The organism is Duganella sp. SG902 (genome assembly GCF_013376005.1).
In the GTDB taxonomy this organism is placed as follows: domain Bacteria; phylum Pseudomonadota; class Gammaproteobacteria; order Burkholderiales; family Burkholderiaceae_D; genus Rugamonas.
The window spans coordinates 151456-173548 of record NZ_JABMJK010000002.1 but is presented as its reverse complement, the minus strand read 5'-3'; the positions used below and the strand labels follow the sequence as shown (position 1 = coordinate 173548).

General features: G+C 64.4%; 23 protein-coding genes. 6 read left to right on the top strand and 17 right to left on the bottom strand.

Annotated elements, in window-relative coordinates:
- Window positions 1–2: 2 nt before the first annotated feature.
- The 5 genes from dnaG to ybiB form a co-directional block, all read right to left on the bottom strand.
- Complete coding sequence (gene dnaG / locus FHW83_RS04300) at window positions 3–1799, bottom strand: DNA primase (RefSeq protein ID WP_373997162.1); 1797 nt, start codon at window positions 1797–1799, stop codon at window positions 3–5.
- Window positions 1800–1887: 88 nt separating this feature from the next.
- Window positions 1888–2340 (bottom strand): GatB/YqeY domain-containing protein, encoded by a 453-nt coding sequence (locus tag FHW83_RS04295; protein ID WP_176645130.1) that lies wholly within the window; start codon window positions 2338–2340, stop codon window positions 1888–1890.
- A gap of 127 nt (window positions 2341–2467) precedes the next feature.
- Complete coding sequence (gene rpsU, locus FHW83_RS04290; protein ID WP_008451879.1) at window positions 2468–2680, bottom strand: 30S ribosomal protein S21; 213 nt, start codon at window positions 2678–2680, stop codon at window positions 2468–2470.
- Between the two features lie 141 nt (window positions 2681–2821).
- Entirely contained in the window at window positions 2822–4027 is a 1206-nt protein-coding gene (locus FHW83_RS04285; protein ID WP_176645129.1) for an NAD(P)/FAD-dependent oxidoreductase, read from the bottom strand.
- 130 nt (window positions 4028–4157) lie between these two features.
- Window positions 4158–5144 carry a DNA-binding protein YbiB gene (gene ybiB / locus FHW83_RS04280; protein WP_176645128.1) on the bottom strand — a complete coding sequence of 329 codons (987 nt, stop codon included), beginning with the start codon at window positions 5142–5144 and terminating at the stop codon, window positions 4158–4160.
- A gap of 75 nt (window positions 5145–5219) precedes the next feature.
- On the opposite strand from ybiB, the gene FHW83_RS04275 reads away from it, so the two are divergent.
- Window positions 5220–6278: a 3-deoxy-7-phosphoheptulonate synthase gene (locus FHW83_RS04275; protein ID WP_176645127.1), complete on the top strand. Its 1059-nt coding sequence runs from the start codon at window positions 5220–5222 to the stop codon at window positions 6276–6278.
- Between the two features lie 76 nt (window positions 6279–6354).
- On the opposite strand, the gene FHW83_RS04270 is transcribed toward FHW83_RS04275, so the two are convergent.
- Window positions 6355–6654, bottom strand: a complete 300-nt coding sequence (locus FHW83_RS04270; protein ID WP_176645126.1) for a hypothetical protein — start codon at window positions 6652–6654, stop codon at window positions 6355–6357.
- Window positions 6655–6818: 164 nt separating this feature from the next.
- On the opposite strand from FHW83_RS04270, the gene tsaD reads away from it, so the two are divergent.
- Complete coding sequence (tsaD, locus tag FHW83_RS04265) at window positions 6819–7859, top strand: tRNA (adenosine(37)-N6)-threonylcarbamoyltransferase complex transferase subunit TsaD (protein WP_176645559.1); 1041 nt, start codon at window positions 6819–6821, stop codon at window positions 7857–7859.
- Here tsaD and FHW83_RS04260 read toward each other — a convergent pair.
- Together FHW83_RS04260 and FHW83_RS04255 are read right to left on the bottom strand one after the other, a co-directional pair.
- Window positions 7856–8041: a hypothetical protein gene (locus FHW83_RS04260; protein WP_176645125.1), complete on the bottom strand. Its 186-nt coding sequence runs from the start codon at window positions 8039–8041 to the stop codon at window positions 7856–7858. The two genes, tsaD and FHW83_RS04260, sit on opposite strands and share 4 nt — an antisense overlap.
- 177 nt (window positions 8042–8218) lie before the next feature.
- Window positions 8219–9154 (bottom strand): LysR family transcriptional regulator, encoded by a 936-nt coding sequence (locus tag FHW83_RS04255; RefSeq protein WP_176645124.1) that lies wholly within the window; start codon window positions 9152–9154, stop codon window positions 8219–8221.
- A gap of 106 nt (window positions 9155–9260) precedes the next feature.
- Here FHW83_RS04255 and FHW83_RS04250 point away from each other — a divergent pair, with 106 nt between their 5' ends.
- Window positions 9261–10112, top strand: a complete 852-nt coding sequence (locus FHW83_RS04250) for an oxidoreductase (RefSeq protein WP_176645123.1) — start codon at window positions 9261–9263, stop codon at window positions 10110–10112.
- A gap of 66 nt (window positions 10113–10178) precedes the next feature.
- On the opposite strand, the gene FHW83_RS04245 is transcribed toward FHW83_RS04250, so the two are convergent.
- The 6 genes from FHW83_RS04245 to ybaK all read right to left on the bottom strand — a co-directional run bounded on the left by FHW83_RS04245 (window position 10179) and on the right by ybaK (window position 14626).
- On the bottom strand, window positions 10179–11372 hold the full coding sequence (locus tag FHW83_RS04245) for a metal-dependent hydrolase (RefSeq protein WP_176645122.1): 1194 nt from the start codon (window positions 11370–11372) through the stop codon (window positions 10179–10181).
- Window positions 11373–11663 (bottom strand): DUF427 domain-containing protein, encoded by a 291-nt coding sequence (locus FHW83_RS04240; protein ID WP_176645121.1) that lies wholly within the window; start codon window positions 11661–11663, stop codon window positions 11373–11375. It lies immediately after the preceding gene.
- A 13-nt stretch (window positions 11664–11676) separates the two neighbouring features.
- Entirely contained in the window at window positions 11677–12729 is a 1053-nt protein-coding gene (locus FHW83_RS04235) for a sensor domain-containing diguanylate cyclase (RefSeq protein WP_176645120.1), read from the bottom strand.
- Between the two features lie 84 nt (window positions 12730–12813).
- Complete coding sequence (locus tag FHW83_RS04230) at window positions 12814–13461, bottom strand: DsbA family oxidoreductase (RefSeq protein WP_176645119.1); 648 nt, start codon at window positions 13459–13461, stop codon at window positions 12814–12816.
- 5 nt (window positions 13462–13466) lie between these two features.
- Window positions 13467–14078, bottom strand: a complete 612-nt coding sequence (gene plsY, locus FHW83_RS04225) for a glycerol-3-phosphate 1-O-acyltransferase PlsY (RefSeq protein WP_176645118.1) — start codon at window positions 14076–14078, stop codon at window positions 13467–13469.
- Between the two features lie 56 nt (window positions 14079–14134).
- Window positions 14135–14626 (bottom strand): Cys-tRNA(Pro) deacylase, encoded by a 492-nt coding sequence (gene ybaK / locus FHW83_RS04220; RefSeq protein WP_176645117.1) that lies wholly within the window; start codon window positions 14624–14626, stop codon window positions 14135–14137.
- Between the two features lie 27 nt (window positions 14627–14653).
- On the opposite strand from ybaK, the gene FHW83_RS04215 reads away from it, so the two are divergent.
- The 3 genes from FHW83_RS04215 (at window position 14654) to FHW83_RS04205 (ending at window position 20098) form a co-directional block, all read left to right on the top strand.
- Window positions 14654–15634: an endonuclease/exonuclease/phosphatase family protein gene (locus FHW83_RS04215; RefSeq protein WP_176645116.1), complete on the top strand. Its 981-nt coding sequence runs from the start codon at window positions 14654–14656 to the stop codon at window positions 15632–15634.
- 127 nt (window positions 15635–15761) lie between these two features.
- Window positions 15762–16970, top strand: a complete 1209-nt coding sequence (locus tag FHW83_RS04210; RefSeq protein ID WP_176645115.1) for an efflux RND transporter periplasmic adaptor subunit — start codon at window positions 15762–15764, stop codon at window positions 16968–16970.
- A 2-nt stretch (window positions 16971–16972) separates the two neighbouring features.
- Entirely contained in the window at window positions 16973–20098 is a 3126-nt protein-coding gene (locus FHW83_RS04205; protein ID WP_176645114.1) for an efflux RND transporter permease subunit, read from the top strand.
- Here the strand turns inward: FHW83_RS04205 and FHW83_RS04200 are convergent.
- The 3 genes from FHW83_RS04200 to FHW83_RS04190 are packed head-to-tail and all read right to left on the bottom strand — an operon-like array spanning window position 20095 to window position 21725.
- The gene (locus tag FHW83_RS04200; RefSeq protein ID WP_176645113.1) at window positions 20095–20271 is read right to left on the bottom strand and encodes a hypothetical protein; all 177 of its coding nucleotides are present in this window, start codon (window positions 20269–20271) and stop codon (window positions 20095–20097) included. The two genes, FHW83_RS04205 and FHW83_RS04200, sit on opposite strands and share 4 nt — an antisense overlap.
- 54 nt (window positions 20272–20325) lie before the next feature.
- Window positions 20326–21228 carry a site-specific tyrosine recombinase XerD gene (gene xerD, locus FHW83_RS04195; protein WP_176645112.1) on the bottom strand — a complete coding sequence of 301 codons (903 nt, stop codon included), beginning with the start codon at window positions 21226–21228 and terminating at the stop codon, window positions 20326–20328.
- Entirely contained in the window at window positions 21204–21725 is a 522-nt protein-coding gene (locus FHW83_RS04190; RefSeq protein WP_176645111.1) for a methylated-DNA--[protein]-cysteine S-methyltransferase, read from the bottom strand. Before FHW83_RS04190 ends, xerD begins: the two co-directional genes overlap by 25 nt.
- Between the last annotated feature and the right edge of the window lie 368 nt (window positions 21726–22093).

Sequence of the window (22093 nt, the reverse complement as noted above, 5' to 3'; positions counted from 1 at the left end):
ACTTATCGGTTCGGCAATTCCGCCTGGGCCTCGCGCAGCAGCTGGTCCTGCTGGGCGGTCAGCTCGCGGTAGCGCACGCCGATCTCGTCGGACGTCAGGCCGGAGGCGAACAACTGGCTCAACTCCTGCTTGAGCGCGTCGTGCTTGACCTGGCGGATCGCCGCCCGCAGCACCAGCCGCTCGGTGTCGCGCTCCGACTCCGGGTCCTTGACGATTTCCGCGATGATGCCGTCGTACTCGTCGCCCTGCGACTTCAAATGCTGCGCAAATGCCGCGAAATTGCCGCCTTCCCCCAGCATTTGCGCCGATGCCACCAGCTGCGCCAGCCGCTCGGCCGGTTCCGCGCCGAAGAACTGGAAGGCCGCCAGCGCCGCCGCGTCGACGTCCAGCGCCAGCGACGGGTGCGCCACCAGCAGGCGCACGATCTGCAACTCCAGCCCTTTCGGCTGCGGCCGCCCGCTTTTCGGCGGCGCGATCTTGGCCGGCGCCACCGGGCGGGACAACTCGAACAACGATTCGATCTCGTAGGTCGAGGTCATGGTCACCTGCGCCAGCGCGTGCACGATTTGCAGGCGCAACGCGGTTGGCGTCATCGCCTGCAGCATCGGCTTGGCGTCGAACTGCGCGCGCGCCCGGCCTTCCGGGCTGCTCATGTCATGCTCGCCCACCGCTTCCTTGATCAGGAACTGCGACAGCGGCATGGCTTCCTGGATTTCCCGCTCGAACGCTTCCTTGCCGTAGGCGCGCACATAGCTGTCCGGATCGTGCTCGGTGGGAAGGAACAGGAACTTGATGGTCTTGTTGTCCGTCACGTGCGGCAGGCAGGCCTCCAGCGCGCGCCGTGCGGCGCGGCGGCCGGCCTTGTCGCCGTCGAAACTGAAGATCACCGTGTCGGTCTGACGCAACAGCTTCTGCACATGGTGGGTGGTGCAAGCCGTGCCGAGGGTCGCCACCGCTTGCGGGAAACCCATCTGTGCCAGCGCCACCACGTCCATATAGCCTTCCGTCACCAGCACGTAACCCGCATCGCGGATCGCCTGGCGCGCCTCGAACAAGCCATACAGCTCGAAGCCCTTTGAAAATAAAGGCGTTTCCGGGGAATTCAAGTACTTAGGTTCGCCCTGATCCAGCACCCGGCCGCCGAAGGCGATCACCTGGCCCTTGGTGTTTTTGATGGGGAACATGACGCGCTCGCGGAAGCGGTCGTAGCGTTTCTTGTTGCCGCCATCCTCGTCCACGCGGTCGATCACCAGGCCGGACTCGGCCAGCACGGTGGCGTCGTAGTCGGGGAACACCGAACGCAGATTGTCCCAGCCCGGCGGCGCATAGCCCAGCCCGAAACGGGCGGCGATCTCGCCGGTCAGGCCACGGTTTTTCAGGTAGGCGATGGCGTTCGGCGCGCTGCGCAGCTGCAGCTTGAAGAAGTCGCTGGCGCGCGTCATGGCGTCGGTCAGGGCCATGGTCTGGGCCTGCATCTGCGCGCGCTGCGCCGGCGGAATCTTGTCGTCCTGCTCGGGCACCACCATGCCGACGCTTTGCGCCAGCTCTTTGACGGCATCGACAAAGCCCATGCCGGAGTATTCGATCATGAAACCAATCGAGGTGCCATGCGCGCCGCAGCCGAAGCAGTGGTAAAACTGCTTGGTCGGACTGACCGTGAAGCTGGGCGACTTTTCATTGTGGAACGGGCACAAGCCCATGTAATTCGCGCCGCCTTTTTTCAGCTGCACATAACGTCCGACAACGTCGACGATATCGACGCGGTTCAACAAATCGGCGATAAAAGTTTGTGGGATCACAGGGGGCTGAACGGTCTTGTTGTAGATCAGACTATACCGCCGCGGCCAATGTGCTTTGACGCACATCAAGCCGCGGCGGCGGACTTGCTTAGGCTGCCGGGGACAGCGCTTTCTTCACCAGCGCGGACACCACGGTCATGTCGGCGCGGCCGGCCAGCTTCGGCTTGACGATGCCCATGACCTTGCCCATGTCCTGCGGACCGGCGGCGCCCGAGGCCGCCACGGCGGCGGCCACTTCGGCGGCGATTTCCTCGTCCGACAGGCCGGCGGGCATGTAGGCGCTCAGCACGGCCAGTTCGGCTTTTTCGATGTCGGCCAGGTCGGCGCGGCCGCCGGCCTCGAACTGGGTGATGGAATCCTTGCGCTGCTTGATCATTTTTTCCACGATGGCCACGGTCTGGGCATCGTCGACCTCGATCTGCTCATCCACTTCCTTGCGCTTGATTTCCGCCAGGATCAGGCGGATGGTCGCCAAGCGGCCGGCTTCCTTGGCGCGCATGGCGGTTTTCATGTCTTCGGTAATCTGTGCTTTCAAGCCCATGGCGTTTCTTTCAGAAAATAGTGGAGTAAAAATGCGAAAACCCGCCGCAGCTAAAAAGCTGGAGCGGGTATCTCTTAGATGCCGCTAAACACAACCGGCAAGGCCAGGTTGTCCTGCGTAAGCGATCTTAGAAGAGTTTTTTCGGCAGCTGTTGGCTGCGGATACGCTTGTAGTGACGCTTAACGGCAGCAGCCAGCTTGCGCTTGCGCTCCGCGGTTGGCTTTTCGTAGAACTCGCGCGCGCGCAGTTCGGTCAGCAGACCGGTTTTTTCGATGGTGCGTTTGAAGCGACGCATTGCGACTTCGAACGGCTCGTTTTCTTTAAGGCGAATAGTGGTCATGTAAAAATTCAAACCGTTGGAGGTTATAGGGAGACAGAGACTATAGCATCTTTTTCCGGAAAATGGAAGCCCGAGGCCGTTGAACACAGCCTGCCATGCGGCTTTCATAGGAAAAACAACAACGTGCAGACCGCCAGTATATCAAACCGCCTGGCCCGCCGCCACACCCGAGGCCCATGCCCACTGGAAGTTGTAGCCTCCCAGCCACCCCGTCACGTCGACCGTTTCACCGATGAAATACAGACCCGGCACCTTGGTGGCCATCATGGTTTGCTGCGACAGTTCGCGGGTATCGACGCCGCCGCGCGTGACTTCGGCTTTCTTGTAGCCTTCGGAACCGTTGGGGGTCAGGGTCCACTGGTTGATGGCGGCGCCCAGCTTGCGCAGCTGGGCGTCGGGCATGTCGGCCAGGCGGGCGTCGAGCGCGAAACCGTGGGCCAGCAGCAAACCTTCGGCCAGCCGCGCCGGCAGCCACTGGGACAGCACGTTGCCCAGCTGTTTCTTGATGGTGTTCTTGCCTTCGATGAGCGTGGCGGCCAGATCCAGTTCCGGCAGCAGGTTGATCACGATCGGCGTACCCGGCTGCCAGTAGGACGAAATCTGCAGGATCGCCGGGCCGGACAGGCCGCGGTGGGTGAACAGCAAGTCTTCGCGGAAGCGCGCGCCGCTCGGGTTGCGGCCTTTCAGCGAGCCGGTTTCCACGTCCACTTCCAGCGCGATGCCGGCCATTTCAACGAAGGGCGCCCACTGTTGCGGGTCGAAAGTCAACGGCACCAGCGCCGGGCGCGGCTCGACCAGGCGCAGGTCGAATTGTTTTGCGATACGGTAGCCGAAATCGGTGGCGCCGATCTTCGGGATCGACAGGCCGCCGGTGGCGATCACCACGCTGGGGGCTTCGATGGTGCCGCTGTCGGTTTGCAGGACGAAACCTTCGGCGCCCTGCTCCAGCGACTCGACCTTGCACGGCATGCGCCAATGGACGTCGCCGGCGGCGCACTCGTCTTTGAGCATGTCGATGATCTGTTCGGCGGAGTCGTCGCAGAACAGTTGGCCTTTGTGCTTCTCGTGGTAGCCGATGCGGTGCTTTTTCACCAGCGCCAGGAAGTCCTGCGGGGTGCAGCGCGACAGGGCGCTCTTGCAGAAGTGCGGGTTCTCGGACAGGAAGTTGGCCGGGCCGGCGTTGATGTTGGTGAAGTTGCAGCGGCCGCCGCCCGAGATGCGGATTTTCTCGGCCAGCTTGGCGGCGTGGTCGATCAGCACCACGCGCAGGCCGCGCTGGGCGGCCGTGGCCGCGCACATCATCCCGGCCGCGCCCGCGCCGATTACCGCCACATCAAACTTTGCCATGTTGTTCCCGTCAGATTCAAATCGCCACCGCTGCTCCGTCATTCCGGCGAAAGCCGGAATCCATGCTGAGCATGCATTCTATGGATTCCGGCCTTCGCCGGAATGACGTGCGACGCGAAAGGGCGAGATTCTACGCTATCGGCTCGCTCACATGCTGGCGCGAGGCCACGGTCCGCGAAACCAGCAGACACTGCGCCACCTGTTCCGCGATCGGCGGCGGCACCGCCACCTCGCCTTTCAGCACCGACTGTATCCACCCCGCCGTGGCCGCCGCGCTCTTATCCTCCGGCAGCAGCGGCAACTCGCCCACCAGAGTCTGCTTGGGCACCAGCGTGGTCCGCAGCCCGCCATGGAACCAGTCAATCTGCTGCGCCTTGTTGGCATTGGCCACCGTCTCGCCTTCCGTGCCGCGCATCAGGAACGCATCGCCGCGCTCGTGCAGGGCGGCGGTGGTGAAATACTCGCCCAGCATCTCCAGATACTCCGGATGCGTGTACGACACCAGCCGCAGCGCGGGACCGGCGAACGGCTGCATGATCTTCACCAACGTATGGGTGGAATTGCGCACGCCCAGAATGCGCCGCAAGGACAGCATATGCGCCAGCTTGGGCGCCATGGTCTCGATGGTGATGAAGGCCGGCTTGCCCTGCGACATGGACTCCTCCGCCTCCGAGCGATGGCGCGCCGCCACCACGCCCAGCTCGGCAAACACCTCCGCCGTGGCGACACGGCCCAGGTCGGTCGCCACGCCGTGCACCAGCACCGGCACACCCTCGCGCGCCAGCAGCATGGCCAGCAGCGGCGTCAGGTTGGCCATCTTGCGCGCGCCGTTATAGGTCGGGATCACCACCGGCGCGAACTGGCCCGGCGGCGCGTTGAACGGCTCGAAGCTGGCCTCGGCCGCGTCGAGGAAGCCGGCAATCTCCTCCACCGACTCGCCCTTGATGCGCATCGACAGCAGGATGCCGCCCAGCTCCAGATCGGAGACGCGGCCATTCAGCATGGCTTCATAAAGATCATGGGCGTCATCGCGCGTCATGCTGCGGGCGCCGTTCTTGCCGCGTCCGATTTCCTTGATGAAACGCGCGGCCGGGAATGGTTCATGTGTTGTAGTCATGGCAGCAGCTTAAACCACTACGGCGCATTTCGGCTACACTATCTGGCTCCCGAAAATGAAACCAGTGTAAAGATCATGATTTCCCCAGACATTGAAAACGTCAACGTCACCTCGTTCGCGCCGATGCCGTCGCCGGAAGCCTTGCACAGCAAGCTGCCGCTGACCGACGCCGCCTCCGAGACCGTGATGAAGGGCCGCGAAGCCCTGCGCAACATCATCGACCGCAAGGACAAGCGCCTGTTCGTGGTGGTCGGCCCCTGCTCGATCCACGATCCGGTAGCCGGCCTCGACTATGCAAGCCGCCTCAAGGCGCTGCAGGCCGAGGTGGCCGACACCATGCTGCTAGTGATGCGCGTGTATTTCGAAAAGCCGCGCACCACCACCGGCTGGAAGGGTTATATCAATGATCCGGACATGGACGACTCCTTCCGCGTCAACGTCGGCATGGAAAAGGCGCGCCAGTTCCTGCTGGACGTGTGCGAGCTGGGCCTGCCGACCGCCACCGAGGCGCTCGACCCGATCTCGCCGCAATACCTGGGCGACCTGATCGCCTGGACCGCCATCGGCGCCCGCACCACCGAATCGCAGACCCACCGCGAAATGTCGTCCGGCCTGTCGACCCCGGTCGGCTTCAAGAACGGCACCGATGGCGATATCGGCATCGCCATCAACGCCATCCTGTCGTCGGCGCATCCGCACTCCTTCCTGGGCATCAACGCGCAGGGCAATGTGTCGATCGTGCGTACCCGCGGCAACGCCTACGGCCACGTGGTGCTGCGCGGCGGCGATGGCCGTCCGAACTACGATTCGGTGTCGATCGCGATCGCCGAGCAGGCGCTGGCCAAGGCCAAGCTGCCGGCCAATCTGGTGGTCGACTGCTCGCACGCCAACAGCTACAAGAAGCCCGAGCTGCAACCGCTGGTGATGGCCGACGTCATCCACCAGATCGTGCAGGGCAACAAGTCGCTGGTGGGCGTGATGATCGAGTCCAACATCGTCGGCGGCAACCAGAAGATCCCGGCCGACCTGAGCCAGCTGGTGTACGGCTGCTCGGTGACCGACGGCTGCATCGACTGGGACACCACAGAAAAGATGCTGCGCGACGCGCACCAGCAGCTAAAAAACCGCCCCTGACCCGTCGTCCCCGCGAAGGCGGGGACCCATGGAACGCTTGCTCAGCATGGATTCCCGCCTGCGCGGGAATGACACGCTAGTAGCAGTAAGCCACCATGCTGGTGGCCACGCCAAACTGCCCCGCCAGCGCCGCCTCGGCCTGGCTGGCGGGCGCACTCAGTTCCTCCAGGTCGAGATAGACCTTCATGCCCTCCACCTTCACCGAGTAACGGCGCGCGCTATCGCAGGCCAGCACGGCATGCACGCTCTCCTCACCCGTGCGGAACAACGCCACGCCCGGCAACTCCTGCCACGCCAGCCCGCGCGGCACCAGGCGCACGCCACCGCCCAGCGGTACATCCTTCAATTTGCATATCAGCTTCCATTGCCTGTCCATGGCCTACCCTCCCGGCCCTGTTCAAGCAAAAGCGATGCCATCGAAACCCTGACCATTTGGCAAAAATGCGCACCCCGCGGGTGCAGGCCGGAACTGCGCTGGTGCATGCTTGCACGCCATTTCCATTACAATGGCGGATTCCCCTTTTGAAATCTGCTGCTTCCATGATCGTTCTTGGCGTTGAATCCTCCTGTGACGAAACCGGCCTGGCGTTGTACGACACGCAACACGGCCTGCTGTCCCATGCCCTGCACTCGCAGGTGGCCATGCACGAGGAATACGGCGGCGTGGTGCCCGAGCTGGCCTCGCGCGACCACATCCGCCGCGCCATCCCGCTGCTGACGCAGACGCTGGAAAAAGCCGGCAAGACGCCGCAAGACATCGACGCCATCGCCTACACCCAAGGGCCTGGCCTGGCCGGCGCGCTGCTGGTCGGCTCGTCGGTGGCATGCAGCCTCGGGCTGGCGCTGGACAAGCCGGTGCTGGGCGTGCACCACCTGGAAGGCCATCTGCTGTCGCCGCTGCTGGCCTCGCAGCCGCCGGAATTCCCCTTCATCGCCCTGCTGGTCTCGGGCGGTCACACCCAGCTGATGCGGGTGGACGGCGTCGGCCAGTACACCCTGCTGGGCGAAACCCTGGACGACGCCGCCGGCGAAGCCTTCGACAAGTCGGCCAAGCTGCTGGGTCTGGGCTACCCGGGCGGGCCGGCCATCTCGCGCCTGGCCGAATTTGGCGATCCGGACGCCTACCAGCTGCCGCGTCCGATGAAGCACACCAAGGATTTCAACTTCAGCTTCTCCGGCCTGAAAACGGCGGTGCTGACGGTAGTGAAGAACCACGAGGAAAAGGTCGTCGCCAACATCTGCGAACAGGACAAGGCCAACATCGCGCGCGGCTTCGTCGACGCCATCGTCGACGTGCTGACCGCGAAATGCGTGTCGGCGATCAAGCACACTGGCCTGAAACGGCTGGTGATCGCCGGCGGCGTGGGCGCGAACACGCAGCTACGCGCCTCGTTAAACGCGGCGGCGGCCAAGAAGAAGTTCAAGGTCTACTACCCGGAACTGGAGTTTTGCACCGATAACGGCGCCATGATCGCCTTCGCCGGCGCGATGCGCCTGATGATCAACCCGGACGCGGCGAAGAAGGATTACTCGTTCAATGTGCGGCCGCGCTGGCCGCTCGACGAGCTCAAGGTCGTTTAATTCGACGCGAACGCCATGCCCGCCAGCACGGCCAGACCGACCAGCGGGATCAGGTACTTGGCCTTGCCGTTGCCCAGGCTGACGCCGCGGGCGGCAATGCGTTCGCTGCGCAGGCGATGCTCATCGGCCGGCGACTCGTGATGTACTGCGGTTTTGTTATCTTTATCAGTTACGGTATTCATAACAGCCTCCATGTAAATCGATCATCGTCCTTTCTGGAGGGCAATGCAATTGTTGTGCCAACCAAATAGGCAGAAAGCGGCCTATACAGCTTGATTCTAGGCGCTTTTGTGGCGAAGTAGCCACACGATATAACGCATCAGGTGCCGAAACCGTGCACACACGCACCTTAAACTGGCTTATCTTCCCTTGGCGGCATTGACAGCCTTGCGCTGCGCCTGTAGCCGCAACGGCGCCTGCTCGGCTGCGAAATCGATGAAATGCCGCACCCGCAGCGGCATCTGCGTTCGTTGCTGGTAATACATGAATACGCCATTGTTGGCCGTGACGGTCGGCGTTAGCAGCGGCACCAGTGCGCCGCTGGCCAGCTCGCGCTCGATCATGAACACCGGCATCTGACCGATGCCCATGCCGTTCAGCACCGCCGTCAACTCCCCTTCCACCGTATTGAAGCTGGCCACCACCGGCACCTCCTGATACACCGTGGCGCCGTCGACGTGGAATTCCCACGGCAGCAGGCGGCCGGTGTTGGGCTGGCGGAAACCGGTGCAGCGGTGTCCGGCCAGATCGGCCACCTTGCGCGGCGTGCCGTGGCGTTCGAGATAGGACGGCGCGGCGCAGGTCAGCAGCGTGATTTCGCCCAGCTTGCGCGAGATGAGATTGCGCTCGGGCGGACTGCCGGCGCGGAAGCCGACATCGATCTTGTTTTCCACCAGATCGACGAAATGATCGTCCAGCTGCATGTCGAAATGCGCGCCGGGATAGCGCTGCTGAAACTCCTGCAGCAGCGGCACGATGATGGCGGTGCCGATCGACATCGGCGCGGCCACGCGGATCAGGCCATCCACCTCCAGCCGGCTGCTCTGGATCTGCTCCAGCGCCTCATCCAGCAGGCGCAAGCCGGGGTTGGCCAGCTCGAACAGGCGCGTGCCCTCGTCGGTCAGGCTCAGGCTGCGCGTGGTGCGGTGAAACAGGCGCACGCCCAAATGCTCCTCCAGCTGCCGCACCGCCTTGCTGACCGCCTGCGGCGTCAGGCCGGCATCCACCGCCGCCTGACTGAAGCTTTTGGCGCGCACCACGCCGATGAACAGACTGATGACCCGGGCTTTATCCATATTATCAACCAATAGATGAAAATCAAACAGCTTTCCTATGGCTAGTGTAGCAGGTTGAGGCGGCCTAAACTGGACTCCATCAACTCACCTCGAAAGGAAAATCATCATGAAAAAAGTATGGTTCATCACCGGCGCATCGCGTGGCTTTGGCGTACTGACGGCGCAACAGGCGCTGGAGCGGGGCGACTTCGTCGTGGCGACCGCGCGCGATCCGCAGGCAGTGATCGCGGCGCTGGGCGAACATCCCAACCTGCTGGCGCTGCGGCTGGACGTGAAACTGGAAGCGCAAGCCGTGGTCGCCGCGCAGCAGGCGGTGGCGCGCTTCGGCCGCATCGACGTGCTGGTCAACAACGCCGGTTACGGCTTGCTGGGCGCGGTAGAGGAAGCCAACGCCGAAGAAGTGCGGGCACTGTATGAAACCAATGTATTCGGCCTGCTGAACGTCAGCCGCGCCGTGCTGCCGGTGATGCGCAGGCAAGGCAGCGGCCACGTGATCAACATCTCCTCGGTGGGCGGCTACTCCTCGTATGCCGGCTGGGGCGTGTACGGCTCCACCAAGTTCGCGGTGGAAGGCCTGAGCGAAGCGATGGCGATCGAACTGGAACCGCTGGGCATCAAAGTGACGGTGGTGGAACCAGGCTTCTTCCGCACCGACTTCCTTGACGCGACGTCGCTGGTCGCCACGCGCGACCGCATAGCCTCCTACGCCGCCACCGTTGGCGCGATGCGTGACTTCGCGGCCGACGTCAACCACGCGCAGCCCGGCGACCCGGTCAAGCTGGCCAGCGCCCTGCTGCGACTGGCCGACAGCGCCACCCCGCCGGTGCGCCTGCAACTCGGCTCCGACACCGTCCAACGCGTACGCGCCAAAAACCAGTTCGTGGAAAAAGAAATGGCCGAATGGCTGGACGTCGCCCTCTCCACCGACCACGACGACGTGCTGAAAAAAGCCGCCTAACCTTCGGGGTCTAAACTTCGGGGTCAGCTCTGACATTCGGACATTAGGGAACTAAAAACTTTTTGATTAGTTCCCTTTTGTCCGAATGTCAGAGCTGACCCCGAATAAATCGGCGCGGGGATAGCCCCATGCGGGGATGCCTTGCGGGCAGGAGGCGGCGGGGCCGATGCGCAAGGTGGTGAAGTTGCCGCGCGGCGTGGTGGCGAAGCGGTAGTCGGACAGCTCGCCGTTCGCCAGGATAGGCATGCGTCCAAAGCGCAGCCAGGCGTCGACCTGGCAGTCGGACGCTTTCAGCGCGCGCAGCTCCTGCACACTGCCGCTGACCGTCTCCGGCGCCGCGCTCAGGCCTGCCGGGCACGCCACCGCCCCCAGCGGCAGGACGCCACGCCGCAAGCGGTACCGCGTCCCATTGCTTTCGATGCTGACGTAGGCCCAGCACAGAGGCTGCGAAGGGAACGCGGTCATCGCCACATCCAGCACCCGCGACGCGGGGTCGGCGCGCTCCAACTCCTCCGTCAGCCAGGCCCTGCCCTTATGCGAGGCCACGCCCTGCACCGCGATGAATCCGACGCTGACGCCCAGCGCCAGCAGCAGCCCTCCACGTCCCCGCTCGCCCGCGCGCCACTGCGCCGCGCCGCACACCGCGGCGATCAGCAGCAGCGCCGCGAACGACATCCAACCGATATAGCCGCGCGCCGCGAACAACACCAGCGCCGCGAACAAGGCCAGCAAGCCGGTGACACGCAACCAGCGCCAGCGCATGATGAGCGCCATCGGCACCCCGATCGCCACCCAGAACAGCGGCTCGATGATGAACACCATGTCGCCATACAACCAGCGTCCGTCGAACGGATACCAGGGATGCACGCCATACGAGTTGGTGAAGTCCATCAGCAGATGCAGCGCCAGGCCGACGCTGACGCTGATCGCCAGCCCCAGCCGCGCGGCGCGGCTGTCGCGCAACAGCGCACGCGCCGCCGGCCAGCATAGCCACAGCAAGGCCGCCAGCAGCACGGCCTGCGGCACCGCCCACAACACCGTGTGCGTGTGGCCGCGATGATTGAGCAGGTAACCCAGGGGATCGGGCAACAACCTGGTCAGGAACAGGTCGAGGTCGGGGAAATTGCTGGCCAGCGCGCACGACACCAGCAACAGCCGATGCCGCACCCGCTGCGCCAGCGTCCCGGGCTCCGCCGGCAAGCCGCGGTGCACCACCTCGCCAACGCCGAAGCCGATGATGCTGTGGGTGAGATTGTCCAACTAGCGCCGCACCTCGACGCCGCGCCAAAAGGCCACGTGGTCCTTGATCTGCGCGGCCTTTTCGGAAGGCTCCGGGTAGTACCACGCGGCGTTTTCGTTGATCTTGCCGTCGACGTTCAGCGAGTAATAGCTGGCCAGCCCCTTCCACGGGCAGCGCGAGGTGTGGCTGCTGGGCTGCAGATATTCCCGCTTCACGCTCGACGGCGGGAAGTAGACGTTGTTCTCCACGATTTCGACCTCGTCATCATTCGCCTGCGCGATGACGACACCGTTCCAGCTGGCAGTCGGCATAACCATTCTCCTTTCAGTCGGATCCATGCTCCACACGATTGCGGCCGGCGCGCTTGGCGCGGTACAGCGCGTCGTCAGCCTGCTTGAGCAGGCTTTCCGCATCGTCGATTTCCATATGATTGAACGAGCCCACGCCGATGCTGGCCGTGACCCGGAATTGACGCGCGCCCGCCGCGTGCGGCTGCGCCTCGATCCTGGCGCGCAGCGTCTCGGCCAGCTTGCGCGCGCCTTCCGCCGGCGTGTTCGGCAGGATCACGCACAGTTCCTCGCCGCCGTAGCGGCTCGGCATGTCGATCACGCGCACGTTCTCGCGCAGCAGGCGGCCGACGTCGGCAAGCACCTGGTCGCCGACCACGTGGCCGTATTCATCGTTGATTTTCTTGAAGTGATCGAGGTCGATCATCAGCGCCGACAGCGGCGCGCGGAAACGGCGCGCGCGCGCCACCTCGAACTTCAGCCGGTGCAGCAGCGAGCGGCGGTTGTGCAATCCGGTGAGGTCGTCGGTGGTGGCCAGCAGTTCCAGCTCGCGCACCGCCGCCTCCAGATTGCGCTCGTTGGCGCGCAGCTCGATCAGCGCCATCACCTGGCGCGCCAGCTTGACCAACATGGCGCGCTGGTCGTCGCTCAGGCGCCCCGGCCTGGTGTCCATCACGCACAGCGTGCCGATGGCGTGGCCGTCCGAGGACGTCAGCGCCACGCTGCTGTACATGCGCATGTGCGGCTCGCCCACGGTCAGCGTCATGTGCGCGGTGCGCGGGTCGGCGCTCAGGTCGGGGATTTCGGTGGCGGCCTCGCCCAGCACGGCCAGCGAGCAGTAGCTTTCGCCGCGCGGCAGTTCGCCGATTTGCATGCCGGCGCAGGATTTGATCCATACGCGGTCGGCGTCGACCAGCGAGATGAAGGCGTAAGGCACTTCGCACACCTTGGCGGCCAACTCGGTCAGGAAGCTGAAGTCGGCGCAGGCGGGCGTGTCGAGGATGTGGTAACGATGCAGCGCGGCGAGCCGGAATTGGTCCGCCGGTGGACGCGCGGTACGCAGCGTGTGTACTTTTTCTACGGCCAGCATGGGCCTCCCTGAGTAGAGTGACAAGAATCTTATCGTTTTTACCCGGGGAGTTTATAGCAAAACAAGCGCTGTGAATGCTACTTTTTATGCCTTGGCCATAATCTCGCGCAGCGCGCGCTCGAACACCGCCGCTGGCTGGCCGCCGGAGATCAGGTGGCGCTCGTTGATGATAACGGCCGGCACCGAGTTGATGCCGTGGCGCTGGAAGAATTGCTCGGCCTCGCGCACCTCCGCGCCGTACTCGCCGGTGTGCAGCACCTGGCGCGCGGCGTCCTTGTCCAGCCCCACTTCGCCGGCCAGGTAGATCAGCACCTCGTGCGCGCTCGGGTCCAGGCCCTGCGTGAAATAGGCCTTGAACAGTGCCTGTTTCAGTTCCTTCTGCTTGCCCTGCAGCCCGGCCCAGTGCAGCAGGCGGTGGGCGTCGAAGGTGTTGTAGATGCGGCCGCGCTTGTCCATGGCGAACTCGAAGCCGACCTCGGCGCCGCGCGCGCGTATCATCTCGCGCGCCTGTTGCTGCTGCTCGGCGGTCGAGCCGTATTTCTCGGTCAGGTGCTCGCCGATGTCCTGGCCTTCCGGCGGCATGTTGGCGTTCAGCTCGAAGGGCTGGAAGTGGATGCTCACTTCGGCCTCGTCGCCGATGGCGTCCAGCGCCTTGTTCAGCGAGGCCAGGCCGATGGCGCACCAGGGGCAGGAGACGTCCGAGACGAAATCGATTTTCAGGGGAGTTGCCATTTTTTTTACTTGCCTTTCGCTTTGCTGCCGATGCGGCTCTCCTTGCCTGCGATCAGGTTGGAGATATTCTTCGAATGGCGGAACACCAGCAGCGCGCTCATGGCGGCCACGGCGGCCAGCTGCGGTTCCACGCCAAACAATAATCCATAATAGAACGGGGCAAACACCGCCGCCACCAACGCCGCCAGCGACGAGTAGCGGAAGGCGAATGCCACCGCCAGCCAGGTCACCAAGGTGGCGACGCCCAGCCAAGGATTCAAGCCCAGCAGCACGCCGGCCGCGGTCGCCACGCCCTTGCCGCCGACGAAGCGGAAGAACACCGGCCACAGGTGGCCGAGGAAGACGGCGATCGCCACCAGCGCGATGGTGGCGTCGCCGATCCGCAGCTGCTCCTGGAAGCGGATCGCCAGCCATACCGCGATCCAGCCCTTGAGCGCGTCGCCGATCAGGGTGGCGATGGCCGCGCCCTTGTTGCCGCTTCGCAACACATTGGTGGCGCCCGGATTTTTCGAACCATAGGTGCGGGGATCGGCCAGGCCGAACAACTTGCTGCTGACGACGGCAAACGAGATCGAGCCGATCAGGTAGGCGGCCACGGTCATCCAAACTGTATTCATCTTTTTCCTCTATTTATCGTTCTGTGCCCGCGCGCGGGGCCGCTGAATATACAGCCTTATTCGGCCAGCGCGCAATGCACCGGCCTGGCGTTCAGCAGCTCGGTCAGCACCCGCGGCTGGATGCCGACCAGATAACCGCGCCTGCCGCCATTGATATAAATCGTTTCCAGCGCAAGGATGCTATCCTCCACGTACACCGGCATGCTTTTCTTGGTGCCGAATGGCGAGGTGCCGCCGATCATGTAGCCGCTGTGGCGCGACGCCACCTCCGGCTTGCACGGTTCGACGGACTTGCAGCCGATGTTGCGGGCGAGATTCTTGGTCGAGACCTTGCAATCGCCGTGCATCAGCACAATTAAAGGTTTGGCGGCTTCGTCCTGCATCACCAGCGTCTTGACCACGTGGTGCTCGTCGACGCCCAGCTCGCGCGAGGACACGCTGGTGCCGCCGTGCTCCTCGTAGTCGTACGGGTGCTCGGTGAACGCCACCTTGTGCTTGCGCAGCATCTGGGTGGCCGGGGTTTCGGAGATATGCTCTTTTTTCGCCATGGTGAGTATCTGGGGGAGTTGTCCATTATGCAGCAGGAAATTCGCTTTGCCACTTTCAATGTATGCAATCTTTCCCAGCCTGGGGCGAAATTGTACGACAATCTGGCGCCCCTGACCGAGGCCGAGTACGAAGCGAAGGTCGCCTGGACCGCGCGGCAGCTGGACGCCCTGGACGCCGACGTCATCGGCCTGCAGGAAATCTTTTCCCTGGCCGCCCTGCGCGACGTGCTGGCCCGCAGCCAGCGCTACCGCGACGCCACCCTGGCCGGCTTCGAGCCGCCGCCCGATCCCGTCACGGGCGCGCCGCGCCTGACGCCGGAGGTGGCGCTGATCACCCGCCTGCCGCTGGCCGCCCCGGCCCAGGCCTACATCATGTTTCCCGACGGCGTGGCCCTGCCCGAGGGCAGTCGCGACGCCGACCGCTTCGCCCGCGCGCCCCTGCACGCGCAAGTGGTGCTGCCGAATGAGCAAATCGTCGACGTCATCGTGGTCCACCTGAAATCCAAGCGCCCCGACTACCGCAATGAACACAGCGGCGATGCCGGCGACATCCCCATGCTGCACGCCCAGGCCAACCTGCGCTCGCTGATCCGGCGCGGCACCGAGGCGGTGGCGCTGCGCGCCCTGCTGAGCGCCATGGACAAGGTGCAGCGCCGCCCGCGCGTGGTGCTGGGCGACTTCAACGATACGGTCGACGCGGTCACCACCACCATCGTCATGGGCGCCGGCGCCGCCTGCGAGCCGGGCGAGGAGCTGCGCGGCCAGCTGTTCGATTGCCGCCACCTGCAATCCGGCGAGGAGCAGCGCGGCGATGGCGGCTACACCATCACCCACGAAGGGCGCCACGCCACCATCGACCACGTGCTGGTGTCGGAGGAGTTCCACCCGGCCTCGCGCCACGCGCTGGGCGAGGTGGTGCAGGTCAGCTACCTCAACCAGCACCTGCAGCCTCAGCAGCCGGGCGCTTCCGATCACGGCCAGGTGCTGGTGCGGCTGCGCTTGCACTAAAACACACCGCCAATCTCGTTTTTCTGCATTTCAGGCGCGGTTTTACACCGCCCATCGCATTTCACTGGCTGTCACTCTTGCAACGGCCTAAAGTGACACCATGCGCCATCCTGATTAGAAGAACGATATGAAACTTGAAACCCTCCCCCCGTACACCCAGCCCACCGTGCGCAAACAACGCTGGCGCAAGCCGGCCATCGCCCTGGTCGTGATTGCGCTGGCCGGTGGCGGCTGGACCGTCCTGCGCGGCAAGCAGGAGGCAGCACCGGCCGCGGCCCCGGCGGCGGCCAAGGAAAAGAAAGAGGTCTTCGAATTATCGAGCGGCGACATCGCCGCCGTCGACGCCCGTTCATTGGCGGTCAGCTTGCCCCTGTCGGGCTCGCTGGCGCCCCTGAGTTCGGCCACCATCAAGTCCAAGGTCTCGGGCGTGGTAGAAGCCACCACGCTGCAGGAAGGCATGGCGGTGCACGCCGGCCAGGTGCTGGCCCGTATCGACCAGGCCGACCTGCGCGCGCGCCTGCAACAGCAGCAGGCCATGCTGGATGAGGCCCAGGCCAAGCTGGCCATGGCTACCAAGAACGAAGCCAACAGCCAGGCCCTGCTCAAGCAGAAATACATCTCGCAAAACGCCTACGACTCCACCCAGAACACGGTCGACCTGGCGCGCGCCGCCGTGAAGTCGGCGGCGGCCATGGTGGACATCGCCCGCATCGCCCTCAACGATGGCGTGATCAAGGCGCCGATCGACGGCGTGATCAGCAAGCGCCACGTGCAGGCCGGTGAGAAGCTGGCGCCGGACATGCCGGTGTACAGCATCGTCAACCTGTCCGAGCTGACGCTGGAGGCGCAGGTGCCGGCCTCGGAAATCCCGCGCGTGAAGGTCGGCCAGGACGTGAAGTTCCGCGTCGATGGTTTCGCCCAGCGCGACTTCCATGGCAAGGTGGCGCGCATCAATCCATCGACCGAGGCCGGCTCGCGCGCGATGCTGGTCTATATCTCGGTCAGGAACGAGGACAGCGCGCTGCGCGCCGGCATGTTCGCCAAGGGCAGCATCGTCACCGACCGTTCGCCGGTGGCGCCGGTGGTGCCGCTGGCCGCCATCCGCAACGACAAGGACGGCCAGCAGATCGTCTACAAGGTCGAACAGGGCAAGCTGCTGGCGCAGCCGGTCAGGATCGGCCTGCGCAATGAGGAGGAAGGCTACGCCGAGGTGCATGAAGGCCTGGCGCAAGGCGCGCACGTCATCGTCTCGCGCCTGGACAGCCTGAAGCCCGGCGCCCTGGTCAAGCTGCCGCCGACGGCGCAAGCCAAGGCCGCTGAAGCGTCGAAGGGCTGATCATGTGGATTACCAAAGTCAGCATTCGGAATCCAGTGTTCGCCACCATGGTGATGGTGGGGTTGATGGTGCTGGGCCTGTTCTCGTATCGCGGCCTCGGCCTGGAGGCCATGCCCAACGTCGACATTCCCGGCGCCGCCATCGAGGTGCAGTATCCGGGCGCCTCGCCGGAAGCGGTGGAGAACGACATCACCCGCCCGATCGAGGAGGCGGTCAACACCGTCAGCGGCATCAAGACGCTGCGCTCGAACTCGTGGGAGGGCCGCGCCGGCGTCTACGTCGACTTTGAACTGTCGACCGACATGGACCGCGCCATGCAGGACTTGCGCGACAAGGTGGCGCAGGTGCGGCCGCGCTTCCCGCGCGAGGCCAAGGACCCGTTCATCGTCCGCTTCGAGGGCGAGAACGCGCGCCCCATCGCGCAGATCGGCCTGACCGCCAGCGACCACTCGCTGCGCGAGCTGTCCACCATGGCCGACCAGATCATCGCCAAGCGCTTCCAGGGCGTGGCGGGCGTCGGCCAGGTGCGCGTCAACGGCATGACCGCGCGCCAGATCCTGATCCAGCTGCGCCCCAACGACCTGACCGCGCAGGCGGTCGGCGTGGACGAGGTGTTGAACGCCATCCAGAACACCAACACCAACCTGCCGGCCGGCTTCATCAGCTATGGCGCCAGCGAGCGCCTGGTGCGGGTGGAGGGCAAGATGAAGGACCCGCGCGACTTCAACAAGATCATCGTTGCGCGCCGCGCCAACGGCCCGGTCTATCTGGAGCAGGTCGCCACCGTGGAGGATGGCGCGCAGGAGGAGCTGTCGATCTCGCGCATCGACGGCCAGCGTGCCGTCACGCTCGACATCACCAAGGTGCAGGATGCCAACGTGGTGGAAGTGGGCCGCCGCATCCAGCAGGTCGCCGCCGACCTGCGGAAATCCCTGCCGGCCGACATCAAGGTGGCGGTGCTGAACGATGAATCGCTGAAGGTGCAGGCGCAGCTGGACAACGTCAAGAAAACCATCATCGAGGGCGCGGTGCTGACCATGGTGATCGTGTTCTTCTTCCTGCACTCGTGGCGCTCGACCATCATCACCGGCCTGACGCTGCCGATCTCGGTGCTGGCCAGCTTCATCGCCATGAAGGCCTTCGGCTTCACGCTCAATTTCCTGACGCTGATGGCGCTGTCGCTGTGCATCGGCCTGCTGATCGACGACGCCATCGTGGTGCGCGAGAACATCGTGCGCCACCTCGGCATGGGCAAGAACCACCGCAAGGCGGCCGAGGACGGCACCAACGAGATCGGCCTGGCCGTGATGGCCACCACCTTCGCCATCGTGGCGGTGTTCATTCCGGTGGCCTTCATGGACGGCATCATCGGCCGCTTCTTCCTGCAGTTCGGCATCACGGTGGCGGTGGCGGTGCTGGTGTCGCTGTTCGTCTCGTTCACGCTGGACCCGATGCTGTCGTCGGTGTGGCCGGACCCGGTGCAGGACCGCTTCAAATACCTGCCGTGGCTGGGCCGCCTCATGCACTGGCTGGAGGGCGGCGTGGAATGGCTGCACAAGGTGTACGGCAAGGTGCTGGCGCTGGCGCTGCGCTGGAAGAAGATGACGCTGGCCCTGGCCTTCGCGCTGTTCGCCGGCTCCATCATGCTGGTGCCGATGATCGGCGGCGAGATGATGCCGGAGCAGGATAACGGCTGGGTCAACTTCCTGGTCAAGACCCCGGTCGGCTCCAGCCTGGATTACACCGACAACAAGGTGCACCAGGTCGAGGCGGCGCTCAAGGCCTTCCCGGAGATCGAAAGCGTGATCGCCGTGGTCGGCACCTGGGATGGCCGCAACACCGCGCAGATCGACATCAAGCTCAAGGACCGCAAATTCCATCACCGCCGCTCACAGCAGCAGATGGAGGCGGCGATCCGCGCGCGCCTGAACCAGATCGCCGGCATCACGCTGACGGCCGGCATGAAGCCGATCTTCATCGCCATCCTCGGCACCGACGAGGCCAAGCTGGACGACGTGGCGCACCGCCTGATGGACAAGATGCGCAAGATCAAGGGCCTGGTCGACCTGGAATACAGCCAGGAAGGCGCCAACCCGTCGACCAACATCAAGATCAACAACGAGCTGGCCAGCGACCTCGGCCTGACCACGCAGCAGATCGGCAGCGCGCTGCGTCCGTTCGTGGCGGGCGACACCACCTCGCACTTCCTGGCCGCCGATGGCCAGAACTACGAGGTCAACGTGCAGCTGCCGAAATCGGGCCGCCAGAAGGTGACCGACCTGGCCGACCTGTCGCTGGCGTCGAGCAAGCTGGGCCCGGACGGCCGTCCGGTGATGGTGCCGCTGCGCCAGGTGGTGGACTTCGTGCCGGCCTTCAGCCCGCAGGTGCTCAAGCGCCAGGCGCTGCAGCGCCGGGTGGCGGTGTACGCCAGCACCGAGGGCCGTCCCGGCGGCGACGTCGACAGCGACGTCAAGAAGGCCATGAAGGAAATCGAGCTGCCGTCCGGCGTGCGCTTCGACGTCGGCGGCAACGCGCAGGAGATGGAGCAGTCGATGACCTCGGCCATGATCGCGCTGGGCATTGCCATCATCTTCATCTACCTGGTGCTGGCCTCGCAGTTCGGCAGCTTCCTGCAGCCGGTGGCCATCATGATGTCGCTGCCGCTGTCGCTGATCGGCGTGCTGGTGGCGCTGCTGGTGACCCACACCACGCTCAACATCTTCTCGGTGATCGGCTTCATCATGCTGATGGGCCTGGTGACCAAGAACGCGATCTTGCTGGTGGACTTCACCAACCACGCGCAGAAGGAAGGCCAGAGCCAGCACGAGGCGCTGATGACGGCCGGCCAGGTGCGCCTGCGCCCCATCCTGATGACCACGCTGGCCATGGTGTTCGGCATGCTGCCGATGGCGATCGGCATGGGTGAAGGCGGCGAGACCCAGGCGCCGATGGGCCGCGCGGTGATCGGCGGCGTGCTGACCTCGACCCTGCTGACGCTGGTGGTGGTGCCGGTGGCCTACACCTATCTCGACAACCTCGGCAAACGCTGCGCGCGCTTCTTCAAGGGCCGCCACGAAGAGGAGCCGGCGCTGCACGAGGTGCGCAAGGACGCGGCGGAAGTCGCTTAATCGTCGTCGGGGGCGAGGCCGGAGGTCTCGCCCTCGGCCAGGTCTTCCTCACTCTCCTGGGCCAGGCCCGGATTGTTCTTCAGCTCGGCCTTGCGCCGGGCTTTCTCTTCCTGCTTTTTCTTCTTTTCCAGTTCCCGCTGCCGCTTTTCATACGCGAAGTTCGTTTTGGCCATTTGCCACTCCTTCTAAAGAAAGCGTTGCCCTGTCTTCATTATGACGCAAGTTGCTCAACCACGAGGATGATGTTGCGCATGCAGATGCTTCAAACGCTCCCTTGCGACATGGGTATAGATCTGGGTGGTGGAAATATCGGAATGCCCCAATAGCAATTGCACAACACGCAGGTCGGCGCCGTGGTTCAGCAGATGGGTGGCGAACGCGTGGCGCAGCGTGTGCGGCGACAGCGGCGCCGTGATGCCCGCCTTCAGGGCGTGCTTTTTGATCAACACCCAGAACATCTGCCGCGTCATGCCGGCGCCGCGCCCGGTGACGAACAGGGCGTCGTCCTGCTGGCCGTTGAGGATCACGCCGCGCGCCTCCTTCAGGTAGCGCTCCAGCCACGCGCGCGCCTGCTGGCCGAACGGCACCAGCCGCGTCTTGGCGCCCTTGCCGGTGACGCGCAGCACGCCGTCGTTCAGGCTCAGCTCCAGCAGCTTGAGCGCCACCAGCTCCGACACCCGCAGGCCGCTGGCGTACATCAGCTCCAGCATGGTGCGCTCGCGCAGGCCGAGCGGCGTATTCACATCCGGCGCGGCCAGCAGGGCCTCGACCTGCGCCTCGCTCAGCGTGTTGACCGCGCGCTGCGGCTGCCTGGCCGAGGCCAGCTTCAGGCTGGGATCGTCGTCGATGCGCCGCTGGCGCAGCATCATCTGGTAGAAGCGCTTGATGACCGACAGCCGCCGGTTGGACGAGGTCGGCTTGCCCTGGGCGTGGCGGGCGGCGATATAGCTTTCGATATCGTGCCCCTTCACGGCCAGCAGGCCGTCAACCTGCGCGCGCTGGCTCTCCAGCCATTGCACGAACAGGCGCATGTCGCGCCGGTACGCCTCCAGCGTGTTCTTGGACAGCCCGTCCTCCAGCCACAGGCTGTCGCAGAACTCGTCGATCAAAGCAAGGTTGTCTGCTGCCATGCGTATTCGCTGGAACCTTCATGCGCCAGCAGCCAGCGCTTCACGCCCAGCAGATAGCCGTTGGGGTCGTCGCTGTTGGAGAAGCCGCCCAGGCCGCTGGCGGCGGTGACCCGGTGGCACGGCACGACGATCGGGAACCAGTTGGCGCCACAGGCCTGTCCCACCGCGCGCGGCGCCGAGCCCAGGTGCCTGGCCAGCTCGCCATAGGTGCGCACGCTGCCGCGCGGAATCGAGCTGATGGCGTCCCACACCTTCTGCTGGAACGCCGTGCCGGCGCGCTTGAGCGGCAGGGTGAATTGGTAGTCGGCGTCCGCGCAGTATTTTTCGAGCTGATGCAGCGCCAACTCGGCGGTCGCGTCCTGTGGCGCCTTTGCATCAAAATGGGGCGGCAGGTAGCTCATCTCGACGATCACCCCGTTGGCCGTGCGCACCCCCAGCTTGCCAAACGGTAGTGTCGCCACCACGGAAAACAGCTCGCCACCCTGTTGTATTTTCATCACAGTTGCATGCACCAAAAAGTTGTTCGTACGCACCATTATGTTGCATCTCTGCTACAGCAAAAAAGCCACACCGGATGCATTGTAAAGGGCGCGGGCAAAAAAAAACGCACCGTTCGGTGCGTTTTCAAATCCTGCTTCACGTTCCCGGTCGCTTGCCTGGTTCCGTAGCGCGCTTGTGGCGGCTTGCAGACCCTATAACAGCGACATTCTGTAAAACGTGTGTCTCCTCGATCTAGTGCCGGTATTGAGTACCGTTTCTATACACACTCCCCACTTACAATTCTTTGCTACCGGGCTGCATATCGTTATGCACGTTTCCCTGAGAGCGACGCCATCATAACGTATCCATTACGCTTTTTCGCAAA